The organism is Nostoc parmelioides FACHB-3921, assembly GCF_014696625.1.
Taxonomy (GTDB): domain Bacteria; phylum Cyanobacteriota; class Cyanobacteriia; order Cyanobacteriales; family Nostocaceae; genus Trichormus; species Trichormus parmelioides.
Genome location: NZ_JACJQL010000002.1, coordinates 20452 through 35335 on the forward strand (window position 1 = coordinate 20452; position 14884 = coordinate 35335).

9 protein-coding genes are annotated in these 14884 nt (G+C 43.3%); 4 read left to right on the top strand and 5 right to left on the bottom strand.

The window, feature by feature from the left end:
* Positions 1-389 precede the first annotated feature (389 nt).
* Together H6G14_RS01960 and H6G14_RS01965 are read left to right on the top strand one after the other, a co-directional pair.
* Positions 390-1862 (top strand): TldD/PmbA family protein, encoded by a 1473-nt coding sequence (locus H6G14_RS01960; protein ID WP_190565483.1) that lies wholly within the window; start codon positions 390-392, stop codon positions 1860-1862.
* A 320-nt stretch (positions 1863-2182) separates the two neighbouring features.
* Positions 2183-3523, top strand: a complete 1341-nt coding sequence (locus H6G14_RS01965; RefSeq protein ID WP_190565484.1) for a TldD/PmbA family protein — start codon at positions 2183-2185, stop codon at positions 3521-3523.
* A 101-nt stretch (positions 3524-3624) separates the two neighbouring features.
* On the opposite strand, the gene hemJ is transcribed toward H6G14_RS01965, so the two are convergent.
* Entirely contained in the window at positions 3625-4209 is a 585-nt protein-coding gene (gene hemJ, locus H6G14_RS01970) for a protoporphyrinogen oxidase HemJ (protein WP_190565485.1), read from the bottom strand.
* A gap of 327 nt (positions 4210-4536) precedes the next feature.
* The gene (locus H6G14_RS01975) at positions 4537-5865 is read right to left on the bottom strand and encodes a hemolysin family protein (protein WP_190565486.1); all 1329 of its coding nucleotides are present in this window, start codon (positions 5863-5865) and stop codon (positions 4537-4539) included.
* Between the two features lie 285 nt (positions 5866-6150).
* Between H6G14_RS01975 and mfd the strand changes: the two genes are divergently transcribed.
* On the top strand, positions 6151-9705 hold the full coding sequence (mfd, locus tag H6G14_RS01980; protein ID WP_190565487.1) for a transcription-repair coupling factor: 3555 nt from the start codon (positions 6151-6153) through the stop codon (positions 9703-9705).
* A gap of 204 nt (positions 9706-9909) precedes the next feature.
* On the opposite strand, the gene H6G14_RS01985 is transcribed toward mfd, so the two are convergent.
* On the bottom strand, positions 9910-11001 hold the full coding sequence (locus H6G14_RS01985; protein ID WP_190565488.1) for a hypothetical protein: 1092 nt from the start codon (positions 10999-11001) through the stop codon (positions 9910-9912).
* Between the two features lie 301 nt (positions 11002-11302).
* On the opposite strand from H6G14_RS01985, the gene H6G14_RS01990 reads away from it, so the two are divergent.
* On the top strand, positions 11303-12211 hold the full coding sequence (locus H6G14_RS01990) for a PEP-CTERM sorting domain-containing protein (protein WP_190565489.1): 909 nt from the start codon (positions 11303-11305) through the stop codon (positions 12209-12211).
* A gap of 275 nt (positions 12212-12486) precedes the next feature.
* Here H6G14_RS01990 and H6G14_RS01995 read toward each other — a convergent pair whose 3' ends face one another.
* Both H6G14_RS01995 and H6G14_RS02000 read right to left on the bottom strand, forming a co-directional pair.
* Entirely contained in the window at positions 12487-13002 is a 516-nt protein-coding gene (locus tag H6G14_RS01995) for a DoxX family membrane protein (RefSeq protein ID WP_242053326.1), read from the bottom strand.
* Positions 13003-13006: 4 nt separating this feature from the next.
* Positions 13007-14419 carry an NAD(P)/FAD-dependent oxidoreductase gene (locus H6G14_RS02000; protein ID WP_190565490.1) on the bottom strand — a complete coding sequence of 471 codons (1413 nt, stop codon included), beginning with the start codon at positions 14417-14419 and terminating at the stop codon, positions 13007-13009.
* Positions 14420-14884: the final 465 nt, after the last annotated feature.

Here is a 14884-nt window from a genome sequence, read left to right on the forward strand (position 1 = left end):
ATTTAAAATTAGGAATCAAGCGATGACAAGCTTTTGGAGCCGTATAACCGCCGCATTCTTTTTTCAAATTGGTATAATCTAACGTGAATCTCCAATGGGGGTAAAGCTGCGGGAAGGGCAAAAGAAGCAAAGTGAGGACTAGCAGTCTGCCAAGAGAACTTTGCAAGGTTAATAGCAGCAAAAAAAATCTCTTTCTCCCCCTGCTCCCTCTGCTTCCCCTGCTTGCCCTAGCCCAGCAATTTTGGGTTGGCGAACTACTAGCCCTCAATTGCAAAGTAGGGAAACCTCCACCGCCTATATGCCACCTACGGCTTTCACCGATTTGCTAGACTGTTGACACCAGGATTTTTCAGTCAAATCTCTGATAACGCCAGCAGACGAGGCTATTCATGCTTACAAGTACCCTACTTCTCTCAAACCAACTCCCTAACTTACAATATTCTTCTACACCAGAGCGATTCGATGAAACCTGGGAAGCCCCCTTGGCCACACTCTTGGGTCTAGGAAGAGCAGCCGGTGCTGATTTTATTGAACTTTTCCTAGAGCGTCGCAACTATATCAGTAGTTTGGCAGAAGACGATACAATTACCAGTATTTCGCCCAGTCTAGCCACAGGTGCGGGAGTCAGAGTGTTTCGTGGCAAAGCAGATTGCTATGTCAGCACCAACGATTTATCCTTCTCTGGCTTGAAAGCAGCTTTAGAAAAAGGTCTATCTATTCTAGGCTTACAATTACCAGCCCCTAACGCTTTTATCCCAGAAATTAACCTAGAATTACTCAGAGACTATGCCACCAAACGCGGCAAAGACTCTTGGCTACCTCTGTGTAGTTCTATTCGGGAAATGGGAGAAATCCTGCTTGATGGTACAGCCTACCTGAAACAAAAAGCTAATCACATACAATCACGCCGTGCTAGCTACTTTCGGGATTGGCAAGAAGTATTAGTTGCAGCCAGTGATGGCACTTTTGCCCGTGATATTCGCCTAACTCAATCGGTAGGATTTAACCTACTGTGTGCTGATGGTGCAAATCGCGCTTCCATTGGTGAACGCGCCGGTAATACTAGCGATGCTAACTTCCTGAGGACTTGGGATTATCAACAAGCTGCCGAGCAAATCTCGGAATCTGCGGGAAAAATGCTCTATGCCGATTACGTGGAATCAGGTACTTACCCCATCATCATGGCAAATCACTTTGGTGGTGTAATTTTTCATGAAGCTTGTGGGCATTTGCTAGAAACTACACAAATCGAACGTAACACCACACCTTTTGCTGATAAGAAAGGTGAGAAAATTGCCCATGAGAGCCTAACAGCTTGGGATGAAGGGCGAGCTGACAATGCCTTCGGGACAATTGACATGGATGACGAAGGTATGCCAGCCCAGAGAACACTACTCATTGAAAAAGGTGTTTTGAAAAACTTCTTGGCAGATAGAACAGGCTCTTCCCGCACCGGACATCCTAGAACTGGTAGTGGCCGCCGTCAAAATTACACTTTTGCTGCGGCTAGCCGGATGCGTAATACTTACATCGCCACTGGTGACTACACAGTCGAAGAATTATTCGCTTCTGTAGATAAAGGTATTTACTGCAAAAAAATGGGTGGTGGCAGCGTTGGTGCTACTGGTCAATTTAACTTTAGTGTTGATGAAGCCTATTTAATTGAAAACGGCAAAATCACAAAGCCATTAAAAGGTGCAACTCTCATCGGCGAAGCTAAGGAAATTATGAATAAAATTTCTATGTGTTCCCAAGATTTGGAAATTGCGCCTGGTTTTTGTGGTTCTGTTAGCGGCAGTATCTACACCACTGTAGGGCAACCACACATCAAAGTTGATTCCATCACAGTTGGTGGACGCTAAGAATTTTAGATTTTAAATTTTGGATTTTGGGTTGTGAATGAGCAGAAGTTTCAAGCCAGTATCTGTAGGGTGGGCAATGCCCACCATAACATGATTTTGGTGGGCAATGTCCACCCTCCTAGTGTAACCAGCTTAATTGCTTGGATTGAGTAATCCTAAAATAGTTTTATTTGGTACTATCTAGGCTTTTTGATGCCAATATTTTTAAGCTGATACGCTACTACGTATATTTCTTGAGCGAAAAACGTAAGTCATAATATCCAAAAATCCAAAGTTTAATCTACTTATCAAAATCCAAAATCTAAAATCAAAAATTGACTATGCCGAATATTAATGAAATCGCTACTTATGCCAAAGACAATGCTCAAAAGCTGGGCATTCAAAAATTCGATATTTATGGTTCAACTGTAGATGAAACTAGTGTACAAGTTGACCAAGGTGAGCCAAAACAAGTCAAGGCTTCAAATCGCTCTGGTGTCACCGTACGTGTCTGGAATGAAGACAATACTATAGGCATTACTAGCACCACAGATGTAGATCCCAAAGGATTGGAATTAGCTTTAAAAACAGCTTATGAATCTAGTTTTTTTGGAGTTAAAGAAAATGTTCCTGATTTTAGTCCAGAAGCTACCGTTCCTCTTGCCAATACGTTAAATGAGAAAGCGCCTCAAGCTCCTGTTTCGGAACTAATAGAAAAATTGCTAGTGGCTGAAAAAGAACTGCTGGCTGCCCATCCGGCTATTAAAGGTGTACCTTATAACGGCTTGGCACAAAGAGATATTGACCGATTTTATCTTAATAGCCAGGGCGCTTTAAGAACTGAGTCTGTTTCGTTGTCATCAGTTTATCTGTACAGCAAAACTGAAGAGGAAGGGAAAAAACCACGTAGTGCTGGTGCTTACAGAATCAACCGTAGTTTAGAAAATTTGGATATCAATGGATGTATCCAAGAAACTGCTGAAAAAACTATTAGTCATCTCAACTACGATAAAATTAAAACTGGCAAGTATCGGGTGATTTTTTCGCCGGAAGCTTTTTTAAGTTTGCTAGGGGCTTTTTCTAATTTATTTAATGCCCAAAATATTCTTGATAAACAAAGCTTATCCACTCCCGATGATTTAGGTAAACAAATTGCTTCGCCTTTATTATCGGTTTACGATGATGCTCTACATCCTGCTAACATAGGTGCAGAAAGTTTTGATGGCGAAGGTACACCTACTCGTCAGATTAGATTAATAGAAAATGGAATATTAACAGGCTTTCTTCACAGTGCAGGGACTGCAAAAAGGTTGAATACTCAACCAACCGGTAATGCTAGTATTGGTGCAAAAGTTAGTGTTAGTCCTAACTTTTATCATGTGTTTGCCTCTGGGGATGCTGAGGAGAAACTTAACTTAGAAACAGCAGAAAATGTGATTTTGATCGATGATTTACACGCTCTACACGCTGGTGTGAAATCTTTGCAAGGATCTTTTTCTCTGCCCTTTGATGGTTGGTTGATTAACAAAGGTGTCAAAACAAGTATTGAATCAGCAACTGTTGCTGGTGATTTCTTAGAACTTTTGAAATCAATTATTTACGTAGAACCAGAAGTGGCTTTAACGCCTGGTGGTGTGGCTCCGAGAATTTGGGTGGAGGAATTATCAATCACTGGTGAATAAAAGTTAAAAGTGATTTTGAGTTAATTAGTGGGGTATTTTCAACCCCACTAATTTTTTTTACAACATTTTAGTCATGTCAATCCACTACTGGCATAGCAAGGCTAACTCTGTTCTTGAGGAATTTGTCCGATTTGGGCTGTGAGTTTTTCTTTATCCAATCGGCGCTTTTTAGCGTAAAGCTGAATCGTGACTGCCATGAAGATAATCAAGGCAAAAATTAGCCAAGCAGTGAGATCCGTAGGCAAGTTATTCTTAAACACAGCCAGCATCACGATAACCACTAACATCACTGTTGGTGCTTCATTCAGCGCCCGTAACTGCTGACTACTCCAGCGACATTCATCGGCGGCTAACTTCTTCATTAACCGACCGCAGTAATGATGATAGCCAAGTAATAAAGCAACACACAGCAGCTTAAAGTGTAACCAACCCTGTTTTAAGACTTCTGGTTCTGTACTCACTAAACCGATCGCCATTGCTACTGTCACCAACATTCCTGGTGTCGTGATAATGTTGTAGAGGCGCTTCTCCATAATTTGATACTGATTTTTCAGTATCGTCTTTGCTGGTTCTGGTTCCTGGTTAGCCTCCACATGATAAATGAATAACCTTACCAAGTAGAACAACCCAGCAAACCAAACCACAATCCCAATAATATGAAATGCTTTAAACCAGGAATATGCCATGAATGCAACCTGCCTTTATCTATCTGTTCTTGAATGATTGCAATTACCCTCATTATCAGGTTACGGCAAAACTTCCTCCGGCATCTTGGATAGATAAAGAACTTAGGAATGGAGAGAAGTCAATAGGACTTACGCACCCAGATTTTCTGTTGAGACCTAGTGTAAGGGTGTAAGGGTTTCAAACATTTATACCCCTACACCCCTATACCCCTATACCCTTCTCAAACCCTTGATCTTGCGTTTTCATGCGTAAGTCCTATTCAATTCTAAATTCAAACACTGCTGGGGAGTGGGAATTGGTAAATTTTCTCCTCTGCTCCTTGCCTCCTAATCAGCTTTTTGTGTATCTGCTACCTTATTTGTTGTCGGCACGACTAGAACTTTGTCAACGCGGTTGCCATCCATGTCCATGACCTCAATTCGCATACCTTGCCACTCAAAATGATCGGCGGCGGCGGGAATGCGGCCAAGATGGGTAATGACGAAACCACCAAGGGTTTGATAGCTACCTCGTTCTTCAAAGTCCCACTCCTCTAGATCAAACAGCTCAAAAAAGTCTTCCACTGCTAACATTCCATCGAGCAGCCAGGAACCATCCTCCCGTTGCACGGCTTGGGGATCTTCTTCTCCATCAGCCGAAGGTACATCGCCAACAATTTCGCTCATGATGTCGTTAAGAGTGACTAATCCTTGAATTACGCCGTATTCATCGACGACTAGCGCCATGTGGGTGATAGTTTGCTTAAATAACTCTAAAACTTTTAAGCCACGGGTGCTTTCGGGTACAAATACAGGCTGACGCAATCCCACTGTTAAATCTAGGGAATCGCCTCTGAGACTTCTGGCGAGTAAGTCGGTGACGGGAATAATTCCTAAGACGTTGTCCAGTCCTCCCTGACACACCGGATAACGGGAGTAACCATTTTCGCTCATTTTTTGGCGATTTTCTTCGGTTGTGTCTTCCAAATCCAGCCAGACGATATCAGGACGGGGTGTCATAAAGGAACTGACAGGGCGATCGCCTAGACGGAAAACTCGCTCTACCATGTCTTGTTCTGCTTCCTCAAAGGTTCCCGCTTCCGTACCTTGTTCAATCAGGATTTTAATTTCTTCTTCCGTGACTTGTGGTTCTAGAGAAGGTGTAATTCCCATAGTTCGCAGTACCATATCCGTAGATGCACTCAACAGATGCACCGCCGGAGAAGCCAACGTCGCCAAAGCACGCATGGGAATGGCGACGACAGCAGCAATACGTTCAGGACTGTTTAATGCCAAACGCTTCGGCACTAGTTCACCAATAATCAGCGATAAGTAAGTAATAATCAAAACTACGATACCGAAGGAAACTGGCTCACTATAAGGTGATAAAAACGGTACGAGCCGGACGTAAACCGCCAGCCTGCTGGCAATTGTTGCTCCTCCAAAAGCACCTGTCAGGATACCAATCAGAGAAATACCTATTTGTACGGTAGAGAGGAAATTATTCGGGGATTCTGCCAATTTCAGCGCAGCTTTTGCCTTGGGATCTCCTTGATTCGCAAGTTGCTGTAGCCTTACCTTCCGTGCCGAGACGATCGCCATCTCGGACATGGAAAAAATGCCGTTAGCAATAATTAGTACCAAAATAATTAAAATTTCAACAGTGATGGAAGACATGATGATGAATTGCCGCTATATAGAGCGAACTTAGCTCAATCCTTAGTATCTAGTATTAAAGGTTTTCTCATAAACTCTTTAACTATACATAAAGTAGTAGGTTTTTTTTCAAGGAAGCAGGAGGTAAGGAAAGAATACCTTACTCAATAATCAGCATTTTTCATGGATTCCTGAATTTGTTGAGTATTATTCTTCCACAGAAATATTAAGAGGAGTGTTTAACACTTTTAAAATAGTTGACATAGGCTACCTCTCTATTTTCTGTTCTGCAACGACTTCCTACTTATGGCTTTTTCTTCTATTGTGCGTGCCTTGGCGCGATCGCCACTCACCACTGAGTTACTTTCTAAACTCAATCGCCAGCAAGATTTGCGATTAAATGGCATTCCCCGTCTGCCTAAGGGCTTGGTGGCTTCGGCTTTAGCACAAAATTCTGGCAATAATTTGTTTGTGGTTTGCGCCACTTTAGAAGAAGCTGGACGCGCTTACGCACAGTTGGAGGCGATGGGATGGCAAACAGTACATTTTTACCCCACTTCAGAAGCCTCTCCCTATGAACCTTTTGACCCAGAAACGGAAATGACTTGGGGTCAGATGCAGGTGTTGGCTGATTTGGTGAAGAGTCAACAGTCAACAGTCAATAGTCAACAGTCAACGGTCAATGGTCAACAGTCAACGGTCAATGGTCAACAGTCAACAGTCAACGGTCAACAAAATAAAATAGCCGTTGTGGCTACTGTTGGGGCGTTACAACCCCATTTACCGCCACCAGATGCTTTTATTCCTTTTTGCCTAACTTTGAAGCGGGGGCTGGAATTTGATTTAGATACCTTCAGTGAAAAAATCACTATTTTGGGCTATGAGCGTGTTCCTTTGGTGGAAACAGAAGGTCAATGGAGTCGGCGGGGGGATATTGTGGATGTGTTTCCCGTTTCTTCGGAGTTGCCGGTACGGTTGGAGTGGTTTGGGGATGAAATTGAGCAAATCCGGGAATTTGACCCCAATACTCAACGTTCGGCGCTTGACAAGATAACAGAGATTGTGCTTACACCCACAAGCTTTACTCCTATTATTACTAAAGCCCTGGAGGAGAGTGCTGAGTACCAAGTGCTAAGTTCTGAGTTAAGTTCTGACTCAACACTCATAGAAGGTAGTCGGCGGTTTTTGGGTTTGGCTTTTGAGCGACCTGCATCTGTTTTGGATTATTTACCGGAAAATACTTTAATTGCGATTGATGAGCCAGAACAGTGTCATGCTCATAGCGATCGCTGGGTGGAAAATGCTGATGAGCAATTGTTAGTGGTTGGTAGTCAGTGGTCAGTTGTGAATGAATTACCCAAAATTCATCGGTCTTTTGAGGAATGTTTGGCTGATGCGACTCGATTTAAAACCTTATATTTATCGGAACTATCGGAAGAAAATAGCGGGGTGAATTTAGCTAGTCGGTCTGTGCCGGTAACACCCCATCAATTTGCTAAACTGGCAGACACATTAAGGCAAGAACGCGATCGCAATTTCTCGATTTGGTTAATCTCGGCTCAACCTTCCCGTTCTGTTTCTCTATTACAAGAACACGACTGTCCGGCGCAGTTTATCCCCAATCCCCGCGATTACCAAGCAATTGATAAGCTGCAAATCAATCACACCCCCGTAGCGTTGAAATATTCTGGTCTGGCGGAACTGGAAGGTTTTATTCTCCCTACCTATCGCCTAGTAGTCATCACCGACCGGGAATTTTATGGTCAACACTCCCTGGCTACACCGAGTTTTATCCGCAAGCGTCGTCAGGCGGCTTCTAAACAAGTTGACCCTAATAAACTGCGTCAAGGGGATTATGTAGTTCACAGAAGTCATGGGATTGGTAAGTTTGTCAAGCTGGAGAGTCTGACAATTAACGACGAAACCCGTGATTATATCGTTGTCCAGTATGCTGACGGTCTTTTAAGAGTAGCGGCTGATCAAGTAGGTGCTTTATCTCGGTTCCGCGCTACGGGAGATAAACCGCCAGAACTACATAAGATGACGGGGAAAGCTTGGGACAATACCAAAAACCGTGTCCGTAAAGCGATTAAAAAATTAGCCGTAGACTTGCTGAAATTATATGCAGCGCGATCGCAACAACAAGGTTTTGCCTATCCCCAAGATATGCCTTGGCAAGAGGAAATGGAAGATTCTTTCCCCTACCAAGCCACAACCGACCAGCTAAAAGCCGTCCAAGATGTGAAACGGGACATGGAAAGCGATCGCCCAATGGATCGTTTAGTTTGTGGTGATGTGGGTTTCGGGAAAACGGAAGTAGCGATTCGCGCCATCTTCAAAGCAGTAACCTCTGGTAAACAAGTCGCCCTCCTCGCACCAACTACCATCCTCACCCAGCAACACTACCACACCATTAAAGAACGCTTTGCCCCATACCCTGTGAATGTTGGGTTACTGAATCGTTTCCGCACAGCTGAAGAACGGCGGAATATTCAAAAGCGATTAGCAACTGGTGAGTTAGATATTGTGGTAGGGACGCACCAACTTTTAGGTAAAAGTGTCAGTTTCAAAGATTTAGGGCTGTTGGTCATAGATGAAGAACAGCGGTTTGGGGTGAACCAGAAGGAGAAAATTAAGTCCTTAAAAACCCAAGTTGATGTATTGACTCTCTCCGCCACCCCCATTCCCCGTACCTTGTATATGTCCTTGTCCGGGATTCGGGAAATGAGCTTGATTACCACACCACCCCCCACCAGACGACCAATTAAAACCCATCTTTCACCCAGAAACCCGGAAAGTGTACGCAGTGCTATTCGTCAAGAACTTGACCGTGGTGGACAGGTATTTTATGTAGTTCCACGGGTTGATGGCATAGAAGAGATTACCGCCAATCTGCGAGAGATGGTTCCCGGAGCCAGATTTGCGATCGCTCACGGGCAAATGGATGAGAGCGAGTTAGAATCAACTATGCTCACCTTTAGCAATGGTGATGCAGATATTCTGGTGTGTACCACAATTATTGAATCTGGGTTAGATATTCCCCGCGTCAACACCATCTTAATTGAAGACGCTCACCGCTTTGGTTTATCCCAACTTTACCAGTTACGGGGAAGGGTGGGACGAGCAGGAATTCAAGCCCACGCCTGGTTATTTTACCCCAAGCAACGAGAACTATCTGATGCCGCCCGGCAACGACTACGAGCAATTCAGGAATTTACTCAACTTGGTTCTGGCTATCAATTAGCCATGCGCGACATGGAAATCCGGGGGGTGGGTAACTTGCTGGGTGCAGAACAATCCGGTCAAATGGAAGCGATTGGTTTTGATTTATACATGGAAATGTTGGAAGAATCAATCCGAGAAATTCGCGGTCAAGAAATTCCCAAAGTTGACGATACCCAAATTGACCTCAACCTCACCGCCTTTATCCCCGCCGATTATATTACCGACATCGACCAAAAAATGAGCGCATATCGTGCGGTAGCGGCTGCTAAATCCAAAGACGAACTAACCCAGATTGCAGCCGAGTGGAGCGATCGCTATGGTACTTTACCAGTCAGCGCCAATCAACTCTTGCGGGTAATGGAACTGAAACAACTAGCGAAAAAGCTAGGATTTAGCCGTATCAAGCCAGAAAGTAAACAGCACGTGGTTTTAGAAACCCCAATGGAAGAACCTGCATGGAATTTACTGGCGGCGAACTTACCAGAACATCTCAAAACCCGCTTTGTTTACTCTCCTGGTAAAGTCACCGTCAGGGGTTTAGCAGTCCTCAAAGCAGATCAACAATTGCAAAGCTTGATTGATGCGTTAGGGAGAATGCAGGGAGCGATCGCAGATACGACAAATCATACAGCTTAACTCTCTTCCTGGATTTTATTCTTGGGAAAGAAAGCCCCAAAGTTTGGGATTTTAGCGAATTTGTTAAAAGTTATAAACAGACCAGAGTTTAATCCTGTTTGCAATATATTCAAATATGAGAAAAACTCACAACCAAATATAACAATATCTTTCTCTTACACCCCTGCCGTCACTCCTTATTTTCTAACTAGATTTTCGTCTTTCCTATTTTTTCATCACAATTTCCAAATACTTTTGTAGCACTCCTACGAGGAGAGAAAGGAGGGGTGTACTGACGCTAAGCAGATACCGCCGAAAAGTTTGTACATCAAAAGGCCATACCGGGAATTCGTCAGTCATAGTGTATAAATTACGTAGTTCTCGGACTTTTTCAGTTCTTTTTTTTAGTGTTTCTGCATCTTCTGTCAGACTACTGTGAATTTGTGAATAATCTATTTGAAACTGATGAGCAATCTCGTGTAAAACGTCCTCCTTAGCCTTTTTCATGCCTCTATGAGCAGTCAGTAAAGGGCCAAAAAAACACGCTAATGAAAGAAAAATATACAATATTACAATAAAATAAATATACCAATAATCTTGCTTACTACCTTGTGTGATAGTTTGGTAGCTAATAATGCTAACCCAGAAACCTAAAAGAGTGATGAGGTAGGCAGTTTTGAGTGAATAATCACTTAGGGGTCGAAGACCGCCACAGCGATCCGGATGAAGAGGGTTCACATTCAGCTTTTTATTTTTGAGAGTTCTATGGAGAATCTGGATATTATTAATTAGATTCAGAATCAGCATCGTACCCATGTATACAACTATCAAAGTGACAATGGTGATGGTCAAATTTGGTAGTAATCCTGTGCTTGTCCAGCTTTTTACCAATTTCGGTTGAGTGATAAATACATAAATACTGATACTAATAGCACTAATAATTGCTAGGAAATTACGCGATTTTTGGTAATAGAGAATTGAAGATATACGCTCAATCCTTAATCTATCAATTTCTATTACTACATTTGATTCGTCCAGGTTTTTAATTACACTGCTAATTGCTTGAAAACTCCACAAATAATATCCAACTACTACTGGATTGATGAGTATCGCTGCTATCCAGGGTATGGGGTCTTGAAGTAATCCTCTAGATCCTGTTAGAGTGTTGCTGGCTAGTGCAGTCAGCAGATCAAATATTACAACAATTGCCAGTGACCACAGTCCAGCACTCAGAGGAAATAAATGAAGCTTTTCTAACAGTAAATATGCAATAGCATCAGAACGACAAAGGTTGTTTTCTTCTTGGGTACGATTCATTACTTTCAGAGTCGATTGATGATTTAAATATTTTCCCGATATTATACATACTTTTTACGTATAACCACTAAAAAAGATTGAGGATAAATCTGAAATATTATCCTTTACAGACAGAATCAAAAAAATAAAATTGTTTTTCAATTGATTGCATAATTTCCTCAAAAACATCCGATAAATCCACATATTACTTTGATGTTCCAGTTAATTATGACTGCTCTATTTACCAGTTATTAACTGGGTGATGACCTCTTAGTTTTGAATTCTTCCCTAATAATCACTCACAACTTCAGAAACAAAAACTATGTTTAAACATGGCATATTAGCTTCAGTGACAGGAAGCATAGTATTGAGCTTACTGACGACTGTTGCTGAATCGGCACAGGCATCTACTCTCGTCTTTAGTGGATCGGGAGCAACAACAACTACAGCCTTCAGGGATTTTCAAACAGCGATCGGTGGTGGTAGCCGTATTGGTTGGGATGGTGTCCGTCTCGACGGTACTGATGCTAACCCTGAGACTCAAGTAATTGATCCTGGGAAAACAGTAGCGATTCCCGTCAATCGCTTCTTGGGAGCAGGTGCGCTGTTTGCTGATCCCTATGCCGTCAGTGGCGATGGATTTGCCAGTGTCAATCCAGGTACAGCAGGGGAGTTTCCCGCTTTTAGTCCGCAAAATACTTTTGTGATGTTCGATTTTAATAATGGTCAGTTCGAGGATCGCTTTATTGAACAGAGCTTCGTTTTACCTGGCACAACAACTGCTGCTGGGACACGAGGTTTTGGAGCCATCTTCCTCGATGTGGAAGATGCAGCTAGCAGTAGTATCGAATACTTTGGTACAACGACCAAAGGCGATAAGGTCAGTCTTGGCAAGTATTTCGTTCCCGTTGGCGCATCAGGAGAGGCTCAGTTTTTGGGAGTTCTCTTTGACCAACCGATAGTAACTGAGGTGCAACTGACCGTCGGGACGAATGCACTATTTAGCTTTGATGGCACTACTATCCAATCTTTTGGTGGTGAGGATTTAGCTAATGGTGTTGATCTCGTTAATACTGACGACTTCCTCTTTGCAACGCCAACGGCGGCAACTTTAATCACAGTTCCAGAGCCAACCCCACTTTCTGGGTTGAGTTTAGCCATCCTGGGAATGGTGGGTTTTCTAACAAAGAAGCTAGCTAAAAGGTTAAGTATTCTATCAACCCAACAATGATTCATTTCTCCAGGGAGGTAGGAACCTCAACGCCAGTTCTCTCAAGTCGGAAAACCCCTTCGGATACTCCTACGGAGAAGCAAGCTACGGCAGTCCACCCGGCGGCATAGCCGCACGTGTGGCTGCACTCACCGCCCATGAGACTGGCTCCCCCTTGTGGGTGGCTGCATTTAATGCGCGAATTTTGTTGGCGCAGCCTTGCCGGCGGAACGCTACCACGTTACCCGCCGGGTATTTTGAATACCGTCAAAATCCTCTGATATGACCATCTTCGCCTATTCTTCGTCAGCAGCCATAACAGCATAATCAGCCATTGCTTGACTACGACGACGGCTCATTTTCTGTTCGTAAGCATCGTAGGCAATGCAAATCCAAATTAAGGTCATGAAGAGAATGTTTTTGTTAAAGCTTTCTGCACCATTGGGAAATAGACTGCCTGCGGGAATAATACCAAATGCGAGAATGATGCTAAATGTCATGAGAATCAGTAGTAAACCTGTCCACCGCACCCAATAATTGAGGGCAAATAAGATACCCAGAACGATTTCTGCTAAAGGTAACGACCAAGCATAGGGAACCGCTATTAACCAAGGTAATGGCCCTATACCTTCCCATCCAGGGGGAATTCCAGGGCCAATCATTTGCAATTTTTGAGTGATGACTGTTTGGTAGAAACCGTTAGGAACACTGAAATTTAAGTAGTTGGCAATACCTGAGAGGAAGAAGAAAAAGCCGATAGTGATGCGATTGACGGTAACTGCTGTGTGGAGGTTAAGTAGGTATTTCATCATGAATTTAGCGGCGGGGTGTTAGGTGATTGAGTAAGGTGGGAACGCCTGTCCAACTGAGATTTTGCTGAAATTGGGTAGGTTGGGCTACTCGCCAAACGAGAGGGGTGGCAAAAATTAGTGCAGCTGCGGTGGTGGCGACTCCAGACAACCACGGTGTTTGTCCCAGCTGCATGGGGGTAACAGCACGGTGACGCTGAAATAATTCATCTGTTAGCCACTCGGTTGTAACTTTCAGGTTATGAGCAGAGTTGGGTAGTAGTTGTAAATATGTTCCTTCCCGAATCAAATGGCCTGCTTGTCCTTTGATTTGCAATTTGTTGAATAAGTTAGCAACGCCTTCGTTGAGTCCTAATTTCATCAAAGTGCCACGCAGTTGGACTTGTACGGGAACGGTTGGTTTGTTTTGGCTGATTCGCTGGAGATTTTGAGCGATCGCAATTCCTTGTTGATAAGCTACTTGAGCTGTGGGTGGCTGGGGATGATCGCTATCTGTGGCACAGTCACCCGCCGCGAAGATTTCGGGAAAATTAGATAGTTGCAATGTTGGTTTCACCAGTAACCGTCCTCGATTTTGAGAAACGGGTAATTCCATCAGCAAAGGATTGGGTGCTGTGCCAGCAGTCCAGGCGATCGTTCCTGCCTGTAACATTTGTATTTGCTCATGTCGCCGATACTCTACGCCCTCAGGTGTAATCTTCGTGACAGCCGCATCAAATAAAAAGTCCACGGGAATGAGGCGATTTTTCATGGCACGTTCGACAGTGCAGCGCAAATGGCTATTAACATCGCCTTTGAGAATTTCTCGACTGCGGTTGACGAGGACAACATGAATTTCACTACCATCGCCGCCCAACTCGTCGTACCAAATGGGCAGTAAATCAGCTAATGTACAGGCCAATTCAATACCCGCCGGCCCCGCACCAATGATGGCAACAGTTAACAGTAGACGACGGCTTTCTACGTCTGGTGTTTGAATGGCTTGATATAATTTACGACGCAATTGTCGGCGGAGTGCGATCGCCTGTTCCCCAGAGGTAAAGGGCATTGCATATTCTGCCGCACCGGGAGTATCAAAATAAGTGGTTTTGCTACCGAGCGCCAATACCAACTTGCTGTAGTGAAAAACTTGACCAGAGATTGTATCAACTCTCTGCTGATGTATATCAATTGATTGCACCGTGTCTTGAACAAACTTAACTTTGCTACCAGCTAACAGCTCTTGATAACGAGGATATACCTGTTTGCTATGCAGCTCGCCGCTCAATAATTCATACAATAATGGTTTGAAGCTAAAGCGATCGCGCTGTTCTATTAAAATAATCGGATTAGAGTAATTTTGCTGGCTTAAGTGCAGAGCCGTAAACAGTCCAGCAAAGCCAGCACCCAGGATGACTGTGGGATGAGATGCTTGCTGCATAAGTATTAACAGTTACTTTAGTGAACTGCTCTTAGTATTACGGCATTTACTCAGTCTTAAGTGATGTAGTCCTAAAGCTTGGCTGAGAAATTCACGGGAATTTGCAGCACATTTTTTATCACTTTCTCAGCAATAATTTATATTACCCAAAGACTTTGCGAGAATTCCTCCAGAACCCCGACATCTTGAAGATGTCGGGGTTCTTGTTTCTCGATCCGCCATTTTCCTCAAGTATTTATCTTCATTGAAATAAAACCTCACATTTGATAGCAATAAAGAGGGTAATTTTTGAGATTGCTCAAATATGAATAATTTCGTTGTATTACTACATTAAGAGAAAATTAGCATCTAACCAAGAGAAGTTTTTTTACCTGATACGATAATCTACCTGAAGATGAGTACCTAAAACTTGCAAACTAGCTTAGGTTAAGTATAAGCTCTGCAACAAGTATTAGTTGTCGCAAG

Bases quoted from the DNA above. Each gene is read 5' to 3' on its own strand.
- H6G14_RS01960 (WP_190565483.1), top strand. From the start codon at position 390: ATGCTTACAAGTACCCTACTTCTCTCAAACCAACTCCCTAACTTACAA.
- H6G14_RS01965 (WP_190565484.1), top strand. From the start codon at position 2,183: ATGCCGAATATTAATGAAATCGCTACTTATGCCAAAGACAATGCTCAA.
- hemJ (WP_190565485.1), bottom strand. From the start codon at position 4,209: ATGGCATATTCCTGGTTTAAAGCATTTCATATTATTGGGATTGTGGTT.
- H6G14_RS01975 (WP_190565486.1), bottom strand. From the start codon at position 5,865: ATGTCTTCCATCACTGTTGAAATTTTAATTATTTTGGTACTAATTATT.
- mfd (WP_190565487.1), top strand. From the start codon at position 6,151: ATGGCTTTTTCTTCTATTGTGCGTGCCTTGGCGCGATCGCCACTCACC.
- H6G14_RS01985 (WP_190565488.1), bottom strand. From the start codon at position 11,001: ATGAATCGTACCCAAGAAGAAAACAACCTTTGTCGTTCTGATGCTATT.
- H6G14_RS01990 (WP_190565489.1), top strand. From the start codon at position 11,303: ATGTTTAAACATGGCATATTAGCTTCAGTGACAGGAAGCATAGTATTG.
- H6G14_RS01995 (WP_242053326.1), bottom strand. From the start codon at position 13,002: ATGATGAAATACCTACTTAACCTCCACACAGCAGTTACCGTCAATCGC.
- H6G14_RS02000 (WP_190565490.1), bottom strand. From the start codon at position 14,419: ATGCAGCAAGCATCTCATCCCACAGTCATCCTGGGTGCTGGCTTTGCT.